Origin of the sequence: Mesorhizobium sp. BE184 (assembly GCF_031457045.1) — a bacterium.
In the GTDB taxonomy this organism is placed as follows: domain Bacteria; phylum Pseudomonadota; class Alphaproteobacteria; order Rhizobiales; family Rhizobiaceae; genus Mesorhizobium.
The window spans coordinates 1,325,974-1,344,706 of sequence record NZ_JAVDVU010000001.1; the positions used below are offsets into that span (position 1 = coordinate 1,325,974).

Genomic DNA, 18,733 nt, shown 5'->3' on the forward strand with positions numbered 1-18,733 from the left:
CATTTAGGACTTTTCGCCGTCAAGAAAAAGGCCGGCGCGGCGCATGCCCCGACGGCCTTTTTCGCATGGCTCGCTTCAGCCTCTAGCGCCTGATGACTCGGCCGAGGAAAATCAGGATGCAGGCGCCGATGAAACCGGTGATCAGATAGGCGACCCAGCCGGTGCCGAAGCTCTGCATGTTGAGAGCCGCCAGGATCGCATTCAAAAGCACCGCGCCTATGATGCCCATGATGATGTTCATCAGGACACCGGTGTTGCTCTTCATGACCATTTCGGCAAGCCAGCCGGCAAGCCCGCCGACGATGATTGCCGCAATCCAACCCACGCCATTTACGTCCATGCTGTCAGCTCCTCACTGAATGGGGCAAATCAGCCCCGAGATTGATCCGTCGCACGCCTAGATTCCACCATGTCGCGCGAAGTGCAAGCCGTCACGCATTCAACGCCCGGCCGTAGGCGTCGAGCACGCTTTCCTTCATCATTTCCGACAGGGTCGGATGCGGGAAGATCGTATGCATCAATTCTTCCTCGGTGGTTTCGAGGTTCATCGCGACAACGAAACCCTGGATGAGTTCGGTGACTTCGGCGCCCACCATGTGCGCACCGAGAAGCTGGCCGGTCTTCTTGTCGAAAACCGTCTTCACCATGCCCTGGTCTTCGCCGAGCGCGATCGCCTTGCCATTGGCGACGAACGGGAAACGCCCGACGCGGATGTCGTGGCCTGCTTCCTTGGCCTTGGCCTCGGTCAGGCCGACGGAAGCCACCTGCGGATTGCAATAGGTGCAGCCCGGTATCTTCAGCTTGTCCATCGGATGCACATTCGGCAGGCCGGCAATCTTTTCGATGCAGATCACCGCCTCGTGTTCGGCCTTGTGCGCCAGCATCGGCGGGCCGGCAACGTCGCCGATGGCATAGATGCCGGCGACGTTGGTCTTGCCGTAGCCGTCGATGACGATGCAGCCGCGATCCGTCTTCACGCCGAGCGCCTCGAGACCGATGTTCTCGATATTGCCCTGCACGCCGACGGCGGAGATCATGCGGTCGGCCGTTATGGTCTGCGTCTTGCCGTCCTTGGTCTGGATATGCGCTGTGACCGAGTTGGCAGCCTTGTCCACCTTGGTGACCTTGGCTTCCAGCAGGATTTTCATGCCCTGCTTCTCGAATCGCTTCTGTGCGAATTTCGCGATTTCGCTGTCCTCGACCGGCATCACCTGCGGCAGCACCTCGACGACCGTCACCTCCGCGCCAAGCGTCCGGTAGAACGAGGCGAACTCGATGCCGATAGCGCCGGAGCCCATGACCAGCAGCGACTTCGGCATCTCCTGCGGCACCAGCGCCTCGAAATAAGACCAGATCAGCTTCCCGTCAGGCTCGATGCCGGGCAGCGCGCGCGGCCGCGCGCCGGTCGCCACGATGATATGCCTGGCCTTGTAGGTGCCCTCGCCCAGCGCATTCTTGGGCAGCGGCGCCTGCGGTTGCATCGGCTTCTTGGCCGTCTTGGACACGACGATCTCGCCCGGCCCGCCATCCTTGCCGGCCTTGGTCAGCTTGGCCTCGCCCCAGATGACGTCGACCTTGTTCTTCTTCATCAGGAAGCCGACGCCGCCATTCATGCGCTCGGCGATGCCGCGCGACCGCGCCACGACCGCCTTGATGTCTGCCGCGATCTTGCCTTCGATCTTGAGGCCGTAGTCCTTGCCGTGCTCGGCATAGTGCAGGATTTCCGCCGAGCGCAGCAGCGCCTTGGTCGGGATGCAGCCCCAGTTCGAGCAGATGCCGGCCAGATGCTCGCGCTCCACGATCGCCGTCTTGAGCCCGAGCTGCGCGGCCCGGATGGCGGCGATGTAGCCGCCCGGTCCGGAACCGATGATGATGACGTCGTAGGTGTCAGCCACGGGTGTCTCCTTGTTCAAAGGTCCAGCATCCTGCGCGCCAGCGGCGCCAGAGCCTGACCGATCTTGCGGGTGTTTTCTGCGTCGAGGTGCACACCGTCCACCGGGCTTGGCGTGGCAACAGTGGCGGCGTCGAAGAAACTGCAGCCCTCCACCTGCGCCAGATCGGCGTAAAGGCTGGCCAGCGCCCGAGACGCCTGGTTGCTGGCTGCGTACACGCCCGGCAGCCTCGGGTCGTCGATGCGGTTCATCAGCGGCGGCGAGACCAGCAGCACGCCCGGCGTCGTCGCCCCCATCTGATAAGGATGGTTGCGGACGATCTGCACCAGCCGCCACACACCGCGCTGCGCCGCGATCGGGTCGCCATGGATGGCCGGCTTCATGTCGTTGGTGCCGAGCAGGATGATCACCAGGTCGAGCGGCGAATGGGAGCCGAGAAGGGTCGGCAGCACGCGCGCGCCATTGCGGTCCTCGGCCGCCGTGTAATCGTCAAATGCCGTCGTGCGCCCGCCAAGCCCTTCGGCGATGACGTGGACACCGCCGCCGAGCGCCGCCTGCAGCGCATTCGGCCAGCGGTCGTCGAACGGATGCCGGCACTGACCGGCGGCATCATGACCCCAGGTGAGGGAATCGCCGAAACAGAGGATCGTCTTCACGCATGCTCTCCGTAATTCCGTCAGGAACGGGAGTGGAGGCCGCCGGAAACAGTCACGGCCTCCACGCTGCTAGACCAGCATCCCCATCGGGTTTTCGATGTAGCGCTTGAAGGCCACAAGCAGTTCCGCGCCCAGCGCGCCATCGACGGCGCGATGGTCCGTCGACAGGGTCACCGACATCACCGTCGCCACCTTGACCTCGCCGTCCTTCACCACCGGGCGCTGCTCGCCGGCCCCGACCGCAAGGATGGTCGCCTGCGGCGGGTTGATGACCGCGGCGAAATCCTTGATGCCGAACATGCCGAGATTGGACACGGAAGTGGTGCCGCCCTGATACTCTTCCGGCTTCAGCTTCCGGTTCTTGGCCCTGTTGGCCAAGTCCTTCATCTCATTGGAGATAGCGGACAGCGTCTTCTGCTCGGCCTTGCGGATGATCGGCGTGATCAGCCCGCCGGGGATCGACACGGCGACGCCGACATCGGCGTGCTTGTGCTTGACCATCGCCTGCTCGGTCCACGATGCATTCGCATCGGGCACCGCGACCAGCGCCATCGCCATCGCCTTGATGACCATGTCGTTGACCGACAGCTTGTAGGTCGGCGCTTCGCCCTTGTCGGTCTTCTTCATCGGCGCCGCCGCATTGAGCTGCGAGCGCAGGGCCAGCAGCGCGTCGAGCTCGCAGTCCAGCGTCAGGTAGAAATGCGGAATGGTCGACTTCGCCTCGACCAGACGCCGCGCGATGGTCTTGCGCATATTGTCGTGCGGGACGAGCTCGTAGGAGCCCTGCTCGAACAGCTTCAGCACGGCATCGTCCGACATTGCCTTCGGCGCCGGCGCGGCGGCACCCTGCCCGGCAACCGGAGCAGCAGCGGCTTTCGCGCCACCGCCACTCGATGCCGCCTCGACATCGGCCTTGACGATACGGCCATGCGGACCGGAACCGGTGACGGCCGAAAGGTCTATGCCGCCATCCTTGGCGATGCGGCGCGCCAGCGGCGAGGCGAAAACGCGATCGCCACTTGCGGCTGCGCCGTTTGCGGCCGGCTTGGCAGGCGCGGCGGCAGCGTCTGCCTTTGGCACTTCGGCTTTTGCCTCAGTCTTGGGTGCTTCACCCTTCGGAGCCTCCTGCTTGGGCGCCTCGTCTTTGGCCTCCGTCTTCGGCGCATCGGCCTTGGCCGGGGCATCGCCGCCCTTCGCGGCAGCGCCCGCGTCCTCGCCTTCCGCCGCCAGAATGGCGATCAGCGCATTGACCTTGACGCCTTCGGTGCCTGCCGGAACGACCAGCTTGGCCACCGTCCCTTCATCGACGGCCTCGACCTCCATCGTCGCCTTGTCAGTCTCGATCTCCGCGATCACGTCGCCAGGCGAAACCTTGTCGCCTTCCTTGACCAACCACTTGGCGAGATTGCCCTCCTCCATCGTGGGCGAGAGGGCCGGCATGGTGATGTTGATAGGCATTAGTATCCTCCCGCGTACAGGGCTTCCGGGCTCTCGTTAAAGTTCGGCAACCAGAAGTCGAATAATATCCTTTGAGTTAGGCAGACATGTTCAAGAATCGGATCAGAGGTGTGCCGATGCATCAAACCCCTCCTTCGATCTAGCCTGACAGTACTCATCGGTCGGTCTGAAGAACGCTGTAGAGGTAGACATATCGATGTCGACAATGCCCATCTCTGCAGCATTGGGAAGCTCTGCGTCCATTCGCGATCGAAGCCGAAACTTCATGGAAATCAACCATTCGTCATGACTCGCCAGTAAGGCTGAATCATCGTCCCCAATCGGCACTGTCTCTGCCTCGAAAAAATGGCGGTATCGTTCGAATGCAGGAACTGGCTCAAAATCGCAAATCCACCAAGGCTGGTCAGACTCCCTGAATGTGAGCACACCGAGCGTGTCTCGCTCACCAGTGATCAAATCCCAGGAGTCCGGATTATGTTCCACCTTCAGCCCCGATATGTAACGGCTTTAACCGCCTCGACGACCTCGCCGACATTCGGCAGGGCCAGCTTTTCGAGATTGGCCGCATAAGGCATCGGCACGTCCTTGCCGGCTATGGTGATGACCGGCGCGTCGAGATAGTCGAACGCCTGCCGCGACACCTGGTTGGCGATGTAGTCGCCAACGGAGGACTGCGGATAGCCTTCCTCCACCGTCACCAGCCTGTTGGTCTTCTTCACCGAGGCGATCACCGTATCGAGATCCATCGGGCGGATGGTGCGCAAATCGATGATCTCGACATCGATGCCCAGCTTGGCAAGTTCGGCCTCGGCCTTGATCGCATAGGTCATGCCGATGCCCCACGACACGAGCGTGACATCCTTGCCCGCCTTGTGGATGCGCGCCTTGCCGATCGGCAGCACGAAATCGTCCAGCTTCGGCACGTCGAAGGACTGGCCGTAGAGGATTTCGTTCTCGAGGAAAATCACCGGATTGGGATCGCGGATCGCCGCCTTGAGCAGGCCCTTGGCGTCGGCCGCCGTGTAAGGCTGGACGACCTTGAGGCCCGGAACATGGCTGTACCAGGCGGCGTAGTCCTGGCTGTGCTGCGCGGCGACGCGCGCCGCCGCGCCGTTCGGCCCGCGGAACACCATCGGCGCCCCCATCTGGCCGCCCGACATGTAGAGCGTCTTGGCCGCCGAATTGATGATCTGGTCGATCGCCTGCATGGCGAAGTTGAAGGTCATGAACTCCACGATCGGCTTCAACCCGGCCATCGCCGCGCCGACGCCGACGCCGGCGAAGCCATGCTCGGTGATCGGCGTGTCGACGACGCGCCTGGCGCCGAATTCCTGCAGCAGCCCCTGGGTGATCTTGTAGGCGCCCTGGTACTCGGCCACCTCCTCGCCCATGACGAAAACGTCGGGGTCGCGGCGCATTTCCTCGGCCATGGCGTCGCGCAAGGCTTCGCGCACGGTGGTGGAGACCATCTCGGTGCCGGCCGGAATGTCGGGATCTGCCGCGATTTCGGTTTTCGGCGCGGCGGCGACCTTGGTCGCCTCCTTCGGAGCGGCTTCCTCGTCCGCCTCGCGGGCCTTGCCGCCGGCGTCGTCCGCCGCCTGCTCGGGTTCGTCGCTGCTTTCCGCCTTCGGCTCCGGCTTGCTGTCGCCGCCAGTCTTGGCGTCGCTCGCCTTCACATCGCCGGCGCTTTCGCCGTCCTGCAGCAGCACAGCGATCGGCGTGTTGACCTTGACGCCCTCGGTGCCGGCGGCGATCAGGATCTTGCCCAGCGTGCCTTCATCGACGGCTTCCACTTCCATGGTCGCCTTGTCGGTCTCGATCTCGGCGATCACGTCGCCCGAGGAAATCTTGTCGCCCTCGTTCTTGAGCCACTTGGCGAGATTGCCCTCTTCCATCGTCGGCGAGAGAGCGGGCATGAGAATTTCGATCGGCATATCCCTGCCCTCCCTTAGAGTACGATGTCGGTCCAGAGCTCGGATGCATCCGGCTCGGGATCGTTCTGGGCAAATTCCGCGGCGTCGGCGACGATGTCGCGAACCTCCTTGTCGATGGCCTTCAGTTCGTCCTCGCTTGCCCACTTCTTGGCCAGCAGACGGGCCTTGACCTGCTCGATCGGGTCGTGGTCGGAGCGCATTTTCTGCACCTCCTCCTTCGACCGGTACTTGGCCGGATCGGACATGGAGTGGCCGCGATAGCGGTAGGTCTGCATCTCGAGGATGATCGGCCCCTTGCCGGCGCGGCACCATTCGGTTGCGACCTCGCCGGCAGCCTTGACCGCGCGCACGTCCATGCCGTCGACCTGAATGCCGGGAATCTTGAACGAGGCGCCACGATGCGAGAAATTGGTTTCGGCCGAAGAGCGTGTGACAGCCGTGCCCATGGCGTAGCGGTTGTTCTCGATGATGTAGATCACCGGCAGCTTCCACAGCGAGGCCATGTTGAAGCTTTCGTAGACCTGCCCCTGGTTGGCGGCGCCGTCGCCGAAATAGGTCAGCGAGACGCTCTTGTTCTCGCGATAGCGGTTGGCGAAGGCCAGTCCAGTGCCCAGCGATACCTGCGCGCCGACAATGCCATGGCCGCCGTAGAAATTCTTCTCCTTTGAGAACATGTGCATGGAGCCGCCCTTGCCGTGCGAATAACCGCCGCGCCGGCCCGTCAACTCCGCCATGACGCCACGCGGCGACATGTCCATGGCCAGCATATGGCCGTGGTCACGGTAGGCGGTGATCATCTGGTCGCCGTCCTGCAGCGACATCTTCATGCCGGTGACGACGGCTTCCTGGCCGATATAAAGGTGGCAGAAACCGCCGATGAATCCCATGCCGTAAAGCTGGCCGGCCTTTTCCTCGAAACGCCGGATGAGCAGCATGCCCTTGTAGGCCGCGAACTCCTCCTGCTTGCTGAAATCAGCCGGCTTCGGCGTCGCCGGCACGGCGGTTTTGGACTCGGATTTCGATTTGGCAGGCGCTTTTTTGGCTGCAGTGGCCATGCATCACTCCCTGATGGCGTCTCTTCGCGGACATGAGAAGGGAGTTTTGCCTCCCACCTGATTGGGGAAAAGGCTAGCATGCTGAATGCCGTTCGGCCATGCGGAAAAATGCATGGCTGGCATGCATCTAAACACCTAGAATCATTGAAAATTAACTTGATTAACTGGAATTCAGTTAATCAATATTTCCCGGCCGCATGATGACGACCTCGTCGGCGTGCGAAAGGTTGAGCGCCCGGCGCGCCTGCTCGTCGAGCATGTCTTTCTCGAGCGTTCCGTCATGCAACAGCTGCACGCGCCGCTCCAGTTCGGTCCGGCGACCTTTGATGGCATCGAACTGCGCCTGCAGATCCTGGGTCTGCGCCTGCAGCCGGTACTTCGAGTAAATCCCGAATTCGCCATGATAGGCGTGAAAGCCGAAATAGGCCAGCACGACGGCGCTGATCGTGGGAATGATCAGCCGGCCTGTGTTCGTCTGCTTGTGCTGGCGTGTCCACATGAAAGGAATCCTCGTCGCTCCTTTCTCGCTCGATTGTGCTTAATGGACGGTTACGGATTCGGTATTACCAGCGCCCATGGCGGCGATTCCATGCAAAAAGCAGTTCGGCGAACCGGTCATAGAGAAATCGCGTGACCGGCGCCGTCAGCGGATTGCCGAGCAGGCCGGCGATCCACCCCTCGCCCGGCGTGCGCCGCCATATCGCGAACATGACGTCGGCTCCGACGAGAAGGTTGCCGCCATCATCCGTCGCGTGAAGCCGCCGCCTTATGTCGTCGACGGACGCGCCGAACCGGGCCAGCGCGCATGGCTCAAGATTTATATCGCGGAATTCGATGAAGCCGGCCTTCACGGCCTCGATCAGGCGGCGCTTCTGCCGCCTGATGCCGGCATCGCAGACCGGGCAACGAGTGTTGTACCAGACGGTCAGCGTCATCCTGCGCCCTTTCGAGGGCTGGAAGACCCGATCAGGCCTTGAGGATCGACGTCCCGGCGTAGCGCGCCTGCCTGCCGAGTTCTTCCTCGATGCGGATCAGCTGGTTGTACTTCGCGGTGCGGTCGGAGCGGGCGAGCGAGCCGGTCTTGATCTGTCCGCAGTTCGTCGCAACCGCCAGGTCGGCGATGGTCGAATCCTCGGTTTCGCCGGAACGATGCGACATGACCGCCGTATAGGCCGCCTTGTGCGCGGTTTCGACGGCGTCCAGCGTTTCCGTCAGCGAGCCGATCTGGTTGACCTTGACGAGGATCGAGTTGGCGACGCCCATGCGGATGCCGTCGCGCAGCCGTGCGGTGTTGGTGACGAAGAGATCGTCGCCGACCAGCTGCACCTTCTTGCCGACGAGGTCGGTGAGATGCTTCCAGCCTTCCCAGTCGTCCTCGGCCATACCGTCCTCGATGGAGATGATCGGATAGTCGGCGGCGAGCTTGGCCAGGTATTTGGCCTGCGCCTTGGGGTCGCGCGTCTTCTTCTCGCCTTCGTAGACGTAGTTGCCGTCCTTGAAGAATTCGGTGGCGGCGCAATCGAGGCCGAGCGCCACTTCCTCGCCGGGCTTGAAGCCCGCCTTCTCTATCGACTGCATGACGAAATCGAGCGCCGCCTGTGCGCTCTTCAAGTTCGGCGCGAAACCGCCCTCGTCGCCGACATTGGTGTTGTGGCCGGCATCCTTCAGCCGCTTCTTCAGCGTGTGGAAGATTTCCGAACCCCAGCGCACGGCTTCGCGCAGCGACGAGGCGCCGACCGGGATGATCATGAATTCCTGGAAGTCGATCGGATTGTCGGCATGGGCGCCGCCATTGATGATGTTCATCATCGGCACCGGCAGGACATGCGCGTTGGCGCCGCCGACATATTTGTAGAGCGGCAGGTCGGCCGCCTCCGCCGCCGCCTTCGCCACCGCCAGCGAAACGCCGAGGATCGCATTGGCGCCGAGGCGGCTCTTGTTCGGCGTGCCGTCCAGCTCGATCATGGTCTGGTCGATGTGGATCTGGTTTTCGGCTTCCATGCCGCCGATCGCCTCGAACAGTTCGCCGTTGACCGCCTCGACCGCCCGCTCGACGCCCTTGCCGAGGTAGCGCGAGCCGCCGTCGCGCAGCTCCATGGCTTCATGCGCGCCGGTCGATGCGCCCGAGGGAACCGCCGCCCGGCCCATCGAGCCGTCCTCCAGAATGACATCGACCTCGACGGTCGGATTGCCACGGCTGTCCAGAATTTCACGGCCCACAATATCGACGATGGCGGTCATGGCGAGGTTCCCGGTGATCGGTTGGAGACGTGGCACGTCTTAGCCAAAGTGCCGCAAAAGGCAATCCGCCGCCGCAAATATTGCCGGCGGCAGGGTTGCATTTCCTGCCTCGGCTCAGGGGTTGGAACGCAAAAAGCCCGGGCACTGCCCGGGCTTTCCGTTCGAAGTCTGTGGCGATCAGTTCCAGTAAGGCTGGACGCCATAATATTCATAAGAGGCGTTGCGAGCCGTTTCGCCGTCAGCGGTGGTGAGTTCCTTGATCGAATAGGCAGGCGCCGCCTTCAGCTGCTCCTTGCTGTACGGCACGACATAGCCGCCCTTGTCCCCGTCATAGTCGAGGCTCGACCACGGAATGGCGTGGTATTTCTCGCCAATGCCGAGAAAACCGCCAAAGCCGATGACAGCGAACATGATGCCGTTGGAGAGCTTGTCCAGCATCACGTCTTCGATGGAGCCGATGCTGTCGCCTTCGGTGTTGTAGACCGACGTGCCGATAACACGCGAGGCGGAAATGGCTTCGGTGTGTCCTGTCTGGGTCGTCATGATTTACTCCTCGTCATTGTGTGACTGATGCGACGTCAATGACGAGACGGGACGAAAGTTCCGGACTTTTTCGGCGTAGAGGCGATCAATCCGTCAGGACGAAAGTCACTTTCATGTTGACGCGATAGGCGACGATCTTGCCGTCTTCGATCTCGACCTTCTGCTCCTGGACCCAGGCGCCCCGGACGTTCTTCAGCGTCTTGTTGGCGCGGTCGATGCCGCGCTCCAAGGCATCCTGAAAGCTCACCTTGGACGACGAGGTGATTTCGGTCACACGGGCTACGCTCATGATTTCCTCCTGACAATCCCATCCGCCGGTCGAGCCTACAACTGCCGCCCGGCCACCACAAGCATAAGGCGAAACAGCAAACGCCTGGGGCAGGCTCCAGGCGCTTTCCTATGACCCTTTGGCGACCTGATCCAGCCGCATCAGCGTCTCCAGCAGCGCGGGCATGTCTTTCAGCGGCACCATGTTCGGGCCGTCCGAGGAGGTCGAATTGTCGGGGTCCTGATGCGTTTCGATGAACACGCCGGCGACGCCGACCGCGACGGCCGCCCGCGAGAGCGTCGCGACGAAACGTCTTTCGCCGCCGGACGAGCCGCCCTGCCCTCCGGGCTGCTGCACCGAATGGGTGGCGTCGAAGATCACCGGCGCGCCGATATCGGCCATGATCGGCAGCGCCCGCATGTCGGAGACCAGCGTGTTGTAGCCGAAGGAGGCGCCGCGCTCGGTGGTCAGCACATTCGGATTGCCGGAGTCGGTGATCTTGGCGACAACGTTCTTCATGTCCCACGGCGCCAGGAACTGGCCCTTCTTCACGTTGATGACCTTGCCGGTCTTGGCCGCGGCGACCAGCAGGTCGGTCTGGCGGCTGAGGAAAGCCGGTATCTGCAGCACGTCGACATGCGGGGCGACCAACGCGCACTGCTCTTCCGAGTGGATGTCGGTGAGCACCGGAAGGCCGAATTCTTTCCGCAGATCGTCGAATATGGGCAGCGCCATTTCCAGCCCGGCCCCCCGTGTGGCGGAAAGCGACGTGCGGTTCGCCTTGTCGTAGCTCGTCTTGTAGACGAGGCCGATGCCAAGCTTGCCGGTCAGTTCCTTGAGCGCGCCCGCCATGTCGAAGGCGTGCTGGCGCGATTCGAGCTGGCAAGGACCGGCGATCAGCGCCAGCGGCGCGGCATTGTCGAAAGTGACGTTGCCGACGGTCACGGCTGCATTGGGCTTGCTCATGCTCTTTCCTCGAAAATAAAGATCGCGCCCTGACCGGGCGCGGCGTCGATGACAATATGGTGTTCGAATATACGATATTCGACCGTGTTGGCGGAAAGAAGCCGCGCAACCGCGTCGCTGTCGGAAATCTGGAAGACCACCGCCGCGAATCGCAGGCCCGACGCCGATACCGGCTGCACCCCGAAGCGATCGCGAAATGCCTGCGGCGTCACAGTCGTGATCTTCGCGTTCGGCAGTGTGAGAATATCGGCACTCACGGCCCCGCCCGGAGCGCCTGCGGCAATCGTAAGGAATGCTGTCTCGACATCAGGGCCGGAACCGACGGCGACGACCTCGCGGATCGCGGCGGCCCCATTGGCATGTTTTTGGAGGGCGGCGCGATCCACCTCGGGCGCGTTCACCCGTTCACAAGCGAAGGCAAAACTGTCTGACGCCCCTCCGCCTGCCGCAAAGGCCAGCCGGAACGAAACCGTATCGCTTTTTCCCGCCGCATCGATGAACGGCCGTGAAAAATCCAGCCGGTTGCCGGCGGAAACCCCGGCCTCGACATAGCGCGCGTGATCGGCGTCGGCATCGTTCGTGCCGAAAACGATCGCCGAAAATCCGTCCTCGCCATGCACCGCGCGCCACGCTCGGTCGCGTGCGACAAAGGCGTTGCCTTCCGCCACCGCTCGCCCTGCCGCCACGGCGTCGCCAACGGCGAGCGGCTCCAGGAACGTACCGTCGGCCAGATAGACGCAGCAGTTTTCCGTGCCGAAAGGATGCTTGCCACGGGGAGCGACGCTGAAGCCAAGCGCAGTCAGCCGCGCCCGTGCGACATCGAGGCTGGCGGTCGGCAGGACGAGATGATCGAGCGAATGGATCATGCGGTTCCTGTGCACGAACTGGATGAAGGGTTCAAGCAGGTCGTCGTTCCCGGTCCTGCCTTCTCGCCCTGCGATAGAAGGTGGCCGAGCCGGGATACGAGGCGTCGCGGGGGCTGCTGAGACCGACTCACATGCGGCTCGGTTCCCCGGTCCCCAATAAGCCCGCTCCGCATTGAATATCTTTAAGGCGGAAGGCACTTAATCGCGCGGTTTCCCTTCCGTAAGGTGAGGCGTACCCTTGTGTTCGTGCGGGAGACATCGCGCGGCTACAAGGGGACGAAACATGACAACCGATACGATAGCAGGGACCGGGTCGATACCGGGCGCATCGCCCGACCTCTACAATGAGGATCTGGCGCCGGCGGCGGTCCGCAACTGGGGACCATTCTCGATCTTCAACGTCTGGACTTCGGACGTTCACAGCCTGTGGGGCTACTATCTCGCGGCAAGCCTTTTCCTGTTCTGTGGGGGCTTCCTGAATTTCATCATCGCCATCGGCATCGGCTCGCTGATCATCTTCGTGCTGATGAATCTGATCGGCTATGCCGGCGTCAAGACGGGCGTGCCCTACCCCGTGCTCGCCCGCGCCTCGTTCGGCATCTGGGGCGCCAACGTGCCGGCGCTGGTGCGCGCCATCGTCGCCTGTTTCTGGTACGGCGCGCAGACGGCCGCCGCCTCCGGGGCCATCGTCGCGCTGCTTGTCCGCTGGCCGGCCTTCGCCGACTTCCACGCCAACAACCATATGCTCGGCCACTCGACTCTCGACGTCATCTGCTTCCTGGTGATGTGGGGCCTGCAACTGCTCATCATCCAGAAGGGCATGGAAACGGTTCGTCGCTTCCAGGATTGGGCCGGCCCCGCCGTGTGGGTAATGATGCTGATCCTCGCCATCTACCTGTGCGTCAAGGCGGGATCGTTCAGCTTCGTCAGCGACATTCCGATGGACGTGCTGCTGGACAAGACCAAGGATGCCGGCGTTCCCGGCACGCCGGGTTCGTTCGGCGCGCTGGCGGCGGTCGCGGCGATCTGGGTGACCTATTTCTCGGCGCTCTACCTGAACTTCTGCGATTTCGCCCGCTATGCGCCGGACAAGGCGGCGTTGCGCAAGGGCAATCTCTGGGGCCTGCCGGTGAACCTCATCCTGTTCTCGCTGGTCGCCGGCGTCACCACCATCGCGGCCTTCGACGTCTATGGCGAAGTGCTGCTGCATCCCGACCAGATCTCGGCCAAGTTCGATAGCTGGTTCCTGGCCGCGCTCGCCGCCCTCACTTTCGCGGTGGCGACGCTTGGCATCAACGTGGTGGCGAATTTCGTCTCGCCGGCCTTCGACTTCTCGAACGTCTTCCCGCGCAAGGTGGACTTCAAGAAGGGTGGCTACATCGCGGCGGTGATCGCGCTGCTGCTTTACCCCTTCGCACCGTGGGAAGGCAGCGCCGCCTCCTTCGTCAACGTCATCGGCGCGACGATGGGGCCGATCTTCGGCATCATGATGGTGGACTATTACCTGATCCGGAAGGGCGAATTGGATGTGGTCGGCCTCTACATGGAAGACGGCGAATATCGCTTCCAGAACGGCTGGCACGTCAACGCCTTCATCGCCGCCGCGATCGGCGCGGTGTTCTCGTCGATCCTGCCGAACTTCACCAACTGGCTGCCGGCTTGGTGGGGCGTCTATGGCTGGTTCTTCGGCGTGGCGATCGCGGGCGCGGTTTATTACGTGCTGCGTTCGGCCGCGCTTGGCTCGGGCGCCAGAACGGCACGGGCCTGATGGTGACGAGGGCCGCGCACCAGCGCGGCCCTTTTCATTTTCCTGTCCGGGCTGACAGCGCCTTCTCGAACCAGCAATGCGCATAAGGATTGTCGTTGTAGCGGTCGATCTCGATATAACCGTGCCGCCGGTAGAGCGCCTGCGCCTCCGTCAGTGCGCGGTTGGTGTCCAGCCGCACGCGCCGGAAGCCCCACTGCAGTGCCACCGCTTCGAGCTGGTCGAGCATCCGCCGCGCCAGGCCAAGCCCCCGCGCCTCGGGCGCGATCCACATGCGCTTGATTTCCGCCGTTTCGTCGTCCAGCCGCAGCAGCGCCGCGCAGCCGACCGGTCGGCCATCCAGCCGCGCCAGCAGGAACAGGCCGGCCGGCGGCGTCATTTCGGCGGCGGAGACCGACTTGCCGGCAAGCGGATCGAAACCATCGTCGAAGCGCACCGCCAGTTCGGCAAAATACTGCTCCAAGCACCAGCCGGCGTCATTTGAAGAGGATGGCCCGGCTTCTATCGTGATGCGCGCGGCATCCAGCAGCCGCCGCACCTCGTTCATCGCCGCGACCAGCCGGCTTCGGCGCGCTGCGTCCAGCGGCGTCAGGAACGAGGCGGCCAGATCGTCGGAAAGTCTGTCATAGGCGCGGAACTCCTTGCGGCCCGCCGGGGTCAGCACCGCGCGTCTGGCCCTTGCGTCGCGCGCCGACTTTTCGACGGTTACCAGCTTCTGCTGCTCCAGCGAGCGCAACAGTCGGCTCATATAGGCCGAGTCCAGCCCCAGCGATGCGCGCAGGTCGCTCACGTATCTGCCCTGCTCGCCGATCTCGAAGATCAGCCGCGCCTCACCAAGCGGCCTGCCCCGGCTGAGATAGCTGTCCTGAAGCACGCCGATGCGTTGCGTGACGGCACGGTTGAACTGGCGGATTTCACGTATGTCGTTCTGGTCCATTTATCTGACTTAAGTCAGGTATTTTATCAATGCAAGACCCGGAGGTGTCGGGCCGCTCCCCGCCGTCCCGGAGGCATGCCGAAGCGTGGTCGCCGCCTCAACCCGCCACCATCTCGACCAGCTTGCGCACCGTGTTCCAGTTGCGCGAGGTTCCGACGCCGAAGCGCTTGTGGTTGGAGGCGGTGAGCAGGCGCGAATTGGGCGTGGCGCGCGAAAAGAACAGCCAGATGTCGCCGCCGACGATGCGCAGTTTCTCGTCCGGCGCGACCGCGGCCTTCAACTCGTCCTCCACCTCGTCCGGAACGGGCTCGCGCATCACCCGCACGGCGACTTGGGCAGGCGTTGCGAGCGATTCCGCCGGAAACGGATTGCCTTGCGCGAGTTTCTTCCAGGCGTCGGCCGGGCGCACGACGATGTCGACATGGCGACCGAAGGTTTTCTCGAAGGCGGCCTCCAGCTTAGCCTCAAGGTCCGCAACGGGCGTCTTCTCGGCTTCGAAAACCAGATTGCCGGTGGCGGCCAGCGTGCGGGGATTCCGCAGGCCGAGCGATACGGCCATGTCCTTGAGATCGGTCATGACAACACGCCGCTGCGGCGTCAGAACGATGCTGTACAGGAGAGCGACATAGTTGGGCACAGTTTCACCCGATCAGCTTGTCGTATTCGGCGTGAGTGCCGATCCAGAACCAGACGAGATCGTCATCCTTCCTGACTGCTACCGCCCTGTAGGTACGGCCGATACGAACCGACCAATATCTGCCAACCTGTTTGAAATGCAGTGAGGGATGGAATGGATCTGATTTGAGCCGTCGGAAATTGACGTCGGCCTGCCGCTGTACAGCTCTAGGCAAAATTGCGTAGGCATCCCAGAATGCGGATGCGGCATGATGCTTCAAAGAGGCCTGGTCCGTCCGGCCGCCAATTCGGCGAGCGCTTCTTCAGCGCGTTTGTCCAACTTGCCGGCCTTGGCATCCGCCTCGATCTGGCGATCCCAACGCTCTGCCCGGAGATTTTCGAACCATTCGACGAATGCTTCGAATTCCTTGCCTTCCAGCGCCTCGACGGATTTGGCTATCTGTTCGATCTTACCCATGAAGCCATTCTACCACATTGGCCCAACCGACGTCGACGGCCTCACACCAACCTAGACTGCTCCACCGCCGCGTTGATGAATGAAGCGAACAGCGGATGCGGCTCCAGCGGCCGGCTCTTCAGTTCGGGGTGGTACTGCACGCCGATGAACCAGGGATGGTCGGGATATTCGACCGTCTCCGGCAGCACGCCGTCGGGCGACATGCCGGCGAACACCAGGCCGCAATCCTCGAGCCGCTCCTTGTAGTCGATATTGACCTCGTAGCGGTGGCGATGGCGCTCGGAAATGTCGGTATCGCCATAAATCTCGGCAATCTTAGATCCGGCGGTCAGCCGTGCATCATAGGCGCCGAGCCGCATCGTGCCGCCGAGGTCACCCGTTTCGCGGCGCTTCTCAAGCATGTTGCCCTTCAACCATTCGGTCATCAGGCCGACGACCGGCTCGCCGGTGGCGCCAAACTCGGTCGAGGACGCGGCATCGATCCCCGCCAGCGACCGTGCAGCCTCGATGCAGGCCATCTGCATGCCGAAGCAGATGCCGAAATACGGCACCTTGCGCTCGCGCGCGAACTTGGCCGCCAGGATCTTGCCTTCCGAGCCACGCTCGCCGAAGCCGCCGGGCACCAGGATGCCATGAACTTTTTCCAGCCAGGGCGCCGGGTCTTCCTTTTCGAAAATCTCGCTCTCGATCCAGTCGAGCTTGACCCGGACCCGGTTGGCCATGCCGCCATGCGACAGCGCCTCGATCAGCGACTTGTAGGCGTCCTTCAGGCCGGTGTATTTGCCGACGATGGCGATGGTGACTTCGCCTTCGGGGTTGTGGATTCGCTCCGAAACGCCTTGCCACGGCTCCATGCGGGGCTTCGGCGCAGGCTCGATGCCGAATGCCGCCAGAACCTCGGAATCCAGCCCTTCCTTGTGATAGGCGATCGGCACGTCGTAGATGTGGCCTACGTCGAGCGCCTGGATGACGGCGCTCTCGCGCACGTTGCAGAACAGCGACAGCTTGCGCCGCTCTTCCTTGGGGATCGAGCGGTCGGCGCGCACCAGCAGAATGTCGGGCGCGATGCCGATGGAGCGGAGCTCCTTGACCGAATGCTGAGTCGGCTTGGTCTTCAACTCGCCGGCGGCCGGAATCCACGGCATCAGTGTCAGGTGGACATAGACGGCATTGTTGCGCGGCAGGTCGTTGCCGAGCTGGCGGATCGCTTCCAGGAACGGCATCGCCTCGATGTCGCCGACCGTGCCGCCAATCTCGCAGATGACGAAATCGTACTCGTCATTGCCTTCGAGGACGAAATTCTTGATCTCGTCGGTGACGTGCGGGATGACCTGCACGGTGGCGCCGAGATAGTCGCCGCGCCGCTCGCGCTCGATGATGTTCTTGTAGATGCGGCCGGTGGTGATGTTGTCCTGCTGGTTGGCGGAGCGGCCGGTGAAACGCTCGTAGTGGCCGAGGTCGAGATCGGTCTCGGCCCCATCGTCGGTCACGAACACCTCGCCATGCTGATAGGGGGACATCGTGCCCGGATCGACATTGAGATAGGGGTCGAGCTTGCGGATGCGCACGCGGTAACCTCGCGCCTGCAGCAGCGCTCCGAGAGCCGCCGCGGCTATGCCTTTGCCAAGGGAGGAAACCACGCCGCCGGTGATGAATACATATCGGGCCATGGGAGTCATCGCTTAACGCTGCCGGACCGATTCCGCCAGAAGAAAAACCACTGCGAACGGTTTTTCCAAATGAGATGCTTGACCGGCCAAAACGAAAGGGCCGGCGGATCGCCGGCCCTCCGAAGAAAATGTTCCGATCGTCAGAGAATGACGACCTTGGCTCCCACGGGCACACGGCGGTACAGGTCCATGACGTGCTCGTTGATCATGCGGAAGCAGCCATTGGATGCGCTGGTGCCGATGGTCTGCGGCGCAATGGTGCCGTGGATGCGCAGGTGCGTGTCCTTCTTGCCGTCGTAGAGGTAGATGGCGCGGGCGCCGAGCGGGTTCTGGCCACCGCCGGGCATTCCATCCTTGTACTGGCCATAATGCTTCGGCTCGCGTTCCTGCATCTCCTTGGTCGGGATCCAGCGCGGCCATTCCTGCTTGTCGCCGACAGCGACGCTGCCCTTGAACTGCAGGCCTTCCTTGCCAACGGCAATGGCGTAGCGACGGGCCGTCGAGGACGAATCGACAAGATAGAGCCGGCGTTCACTGGTATTGATGACGATTGTGCCAGGAGCGTAGCCGCTGAAGCTGACTTCCTGCGGCTCGAATTCCGGCTTGACCTTGAAGGGCCGCTTCGCCTGCCTCTTTTGCAACGCCGCATCGAGCGCGCGAGTCTCTGGCAGCAGCGAAATCGACGAGGCCGACGCACCGCCCCCAAACAGACCGGCGAAAAGGCCGCCTGTCGGACGGGCTGCATCACGCGATTCGCTGCGCAATTCGCCGTTGTTGCCGGTCAGCGCCACATTCATCGCTTCCGCGGGCAGCACCTCTTCGCGTTCCTGCTCGACCTTGGCCGGCTTGATCGGATCGAAAAGCTTGATCGACTGCCTGGGCGCGGCCTTGGTCTCGGCGACCTGCTCGGTCTTGCCCTTGGCTCCGCTGCGCTCCAGTTTTTTGGCGAGGAATGCCTCGCGTTCAGCCTGGGCGCGCGCCTTGGCTGCTTCACGCATGGCGAGCTTCTTGGCTTCGATCGCCTTTTCCCTGGCAACCAGCCTGTCGGCCTGAATCTTGGCCTCAAGTTCGGAAATACGCGCCAGATCGGTGTCGGTCGGCTTCTTTTTCCGCTTGAGAAGCTTGAGTTCGGCCGCGTCGCTTTTCTTTGCGGCAACGGTGACGACGTCTGTTTTGACCACTGCCTCGGGGGCAGAAGTCGGCATGGCTGCGTAAGCCGGCGCACCGGAAACGAGCGCGGCGCAGAGGCCGGCGAAAATGAAGCTGCGAAGCTGCATGGCGAAGATCCGATCAGATATGCTTGTTGCCCACGGCATCGCACGGCACTCACAGAGCACCGGGTGGCCGCAAAAAAGCTATAATCGATTGAGGCGACGGGCCTCAAGCGGC

General features: G+C 62.8%; 19 protein-coding genes. 1 reads left to right on the plus strand and 18 read right to left on the minus strand.

Translation table 11 applies throughout. The annotated features are described in order from the left end of the window. Positions 1–82 precede the first annotated feature (82 nt). The 13 genes from J2X35_RS06525 to J2X35_RS06585 all read right to left on the minus strand — a co-directional run bounded on the left by J2X35_RS06525 (position 83) and on the right by J2X35_RS06585 (position 11,879). Complete coding sequence (locus J2X35_RS06525) at positions 83–340, minus strand: GlsB/YeaQ/YmgE family stress response membrane protein (protein WP_056109794.1); 258 nt, start codon at positions 338–340, stop codon at positions 83–85. A 91-nt stretch (positions 341–431) separates the two neighbouring features. Continuing rightward, complete coding sequence (lpdA, locus tag J2X35_RS06530) at positions 432–1,895, minus strand: dihydrolipoyl dehydrogenase (protein WP_310183116.1); 1,464 nt, start codon at positions 1,893–1,895, stop codon at positions 432–434. A gap of 14 nt (positions 1,896–1,909) precedes the next feature. Then, a complete protein-coding gene (locus J2X35_RS06535; protein ID WP_310183119.1) occupies positions 1,910–2,548 on the minus strand; it encodes an SGNH/GDSL hydrolase family protein in 639 nt (212 codons plus the stop codon). A 69-nt stretch (positions 2,549–2,617) separates the two neighbouring features. Next, positions 2,618–4,006 (minus strand): pyruvate dehydrogenase complex dihydrolipoamide acetyltransferase, encoded by a 1,389-nt coding sequence (locus J2X35_RS06540; protein ID WP_310183120.1) that lies wholly within the window; start codon positions 4,004–4,006, stop codon positions 2,618–2,620. A gap of 485 nt (positions 4,007–4,491) precedes the next feature. Next, entirely contained in the window at positions 4,492–5,940 is a 1,449-nt protein-coding gene (locus tag J2X35_RS06545; protein ID WP_310183122.1) for a pyruvate dehydrogenase complex E1 component subunit beta, read from the minus strand. A gap of 14 nt (positions 5,941–5,954) precedes the next feature. Further along, positions 5,955–6,995, minus strand: coding sequence for a pyruvate dehydrogenase (acetyl-transferring) E1 component subunit alpha (gene pdhA / locus J2X35_RS06550; protein WP_056109808.1), 1,041 nt, complete (start codon positions 6,993–6,995; stop codon positions 5,955–5,957). A gap of 175 nt (positions 6,996–7,170) precedes the next feature. Further along, entirely contained in the window at positions 7,171–7,494 is a 324-nt protein-coding gene (locus J2X35_RS06555) for a septum formation initiator family protein (protein WP_310183125.1), read from the minus strand. A 64-nt stretch (positions 7,495–7,558) separates the two neighbouring features. Then, positions 7,559–7,930 carry a DCC1-like thiol-disulfide oxidoreductase family protein gene (locus tag J2X35_RS06560; protein WP_310183127.1) on the minus strand — a complete coding sequence of 124 codons (372 nt, stop codon included), beginning with the start codon at positions 7,928–7,930 and terminating at the stop codon, positions 7,559–7,561. A gap of 31 nt (positions 7,931–7,961) precedes the next feature. Next, the gene (gene eno / locus J2X35_RS06565; protein ID WP_056109814.1) at positions 7,962–9,236 is read right to left on the minus strand and encodes a phosphopyruvate hydratase; all 1,275 of its coding nucleotides are present in this window, start codon (positions 9,234–9,236) and stop codon (positions 7,962–7,964) included. Between the two features lie 177 nt (positions 9,237–9,413). Next, positions 9,414–9,779, minus strand: a complete 366-nt coding sequence (locus J2X35_RS06570; protein WP_310183129.1) for a PRC-barrel domain-containing protein — start codon at positions 9,777–9,779, stop codon at positions 9,414–9,416. 85 nt (positions 9,780–9,864) lie between these two features. Next, on the minus strand, positions 9,865–10,068 hold the full coding sequence (locus J2X35_RS06575; protein ID WP_056109817.1) for a dodecin family protein: 204 nt from the start codon (positions 10,066–10,068) through the stop codon (positions 9,865–9,867). Between the two features lie 108 nt (positions 10,069–10,176). Further along, the gene (gene kdsA, locus J2X35_RS06580; RefSeq protein ID WP_056109820.1) at positions 10,177–11,013 is read right to left on the minus strand and encodes a 3-deoxy-8-phosphooctulonate synthase; all 837 of its coding nucleotides are present in this window, start codon (positions 11,011–11,013) and stop codon (positions 10,177–10,179) included. Continuing rightward, positions 11,010–11,879: a VOC family protein gene (locus J2X35_RS06585; protein WP_310183133.1), complete on the minus strand. Its 870-nt coding sequence runs from the start codon at positions 11,877–11,879 to the stop codon at positions 11,010–11,012. Before J2X35_RS06585 ends, kdsA begins: the two co-directional genes overlap by 4 nt. A gap of 283 nt (positions 11,880–12,162) precedes the next feature. Here J2X35_RS06585 and J2X35_RS06590 point away from each other — a divergent pair, with 283 nt between their 5' ends. Then, positions 12,163–13,647, plus strand: a complete 1,485-nt coding sequence (locus J2X35_RS06590; RefSeq protein WP_310183135.1) for an NCS1 family nucleobase:cation symporter-1 — start codon at positions 12,163–12,165, stop codon at positions 13,645–13,647. Positions 13,648–13,681: 34 nt separating this feature from the next. On the opposite strand, the gene J2X35_RS06595 is transcribed toward J2X35_RS06590, so the two are convergent. From J2X35_RS06595 to J2X35_RS06615, 5 genes are all read right to left on the minus strand, one after another. Further along, positions 13,682–14,581, minus strand: coding sequence for a helix-turn-helix domain-containing GNAT family N-acetyltransferase (locus J2X35_RS06595; RefSeq protein WP_310183137.1), 900 nt, complete (start codon positions 14,579–14,581; stop codon positions 13,682–13,684). A 97-nt stretch (positions 14,582–14,678) separates the two neighbouring features. Continuing rightward, positions 14,679–15,218, minus strand: coding sequence for a DUF1697 domain-containing protein (locus J2X35_RS06600; RefSeq protein WP_310183138.1), 540 nt, complete (start codon positions 15,216–15,218; stop codon positions 14,679–14,681). A gap of 255 nt (positions 15,219–15,473) precedes the next feature. Then, positions 15,474–15,674: a hypothetical protein gene (locus tag J2X35_RS06605; RefSeq protein ID WP_056109829.1), complete on the minus strand. Its 201-nt coding sequence runs from the start codon at positions 15,672–15,674 to the stop codon at positions 15,474–15,476. A gap of 41 nt (positions 15,675–15,715) precedes the next feature. After that, positions 15,716–17,353 carry a CTP synthase gene (locus J2X35_RS06610; RefSeq protein WP_310183140.1) on the minus strand — a complete coding sequence of 546 codons (1,638 nt, stop codon included), beginning with the start codon at positions 17,351–17,353 and terminating at the stop codon, positions 15,716–15,718. 131 nt (positions 17,354–17,484) lie between these two features. Continuing rightward, positions 17,485–18,621 (minus strand): L,D-transpeptidase, encoded by a 1,137-nt coding sequence (locus J2X35_RS06615; RefSeq protein WP_056109834.1) that lies wholly within the window; start codon positions 18,619–18,621, stop codon positions 17,485–17,487. Positions 18,622–18,733 lie beyond the last annotated feature (112 nt).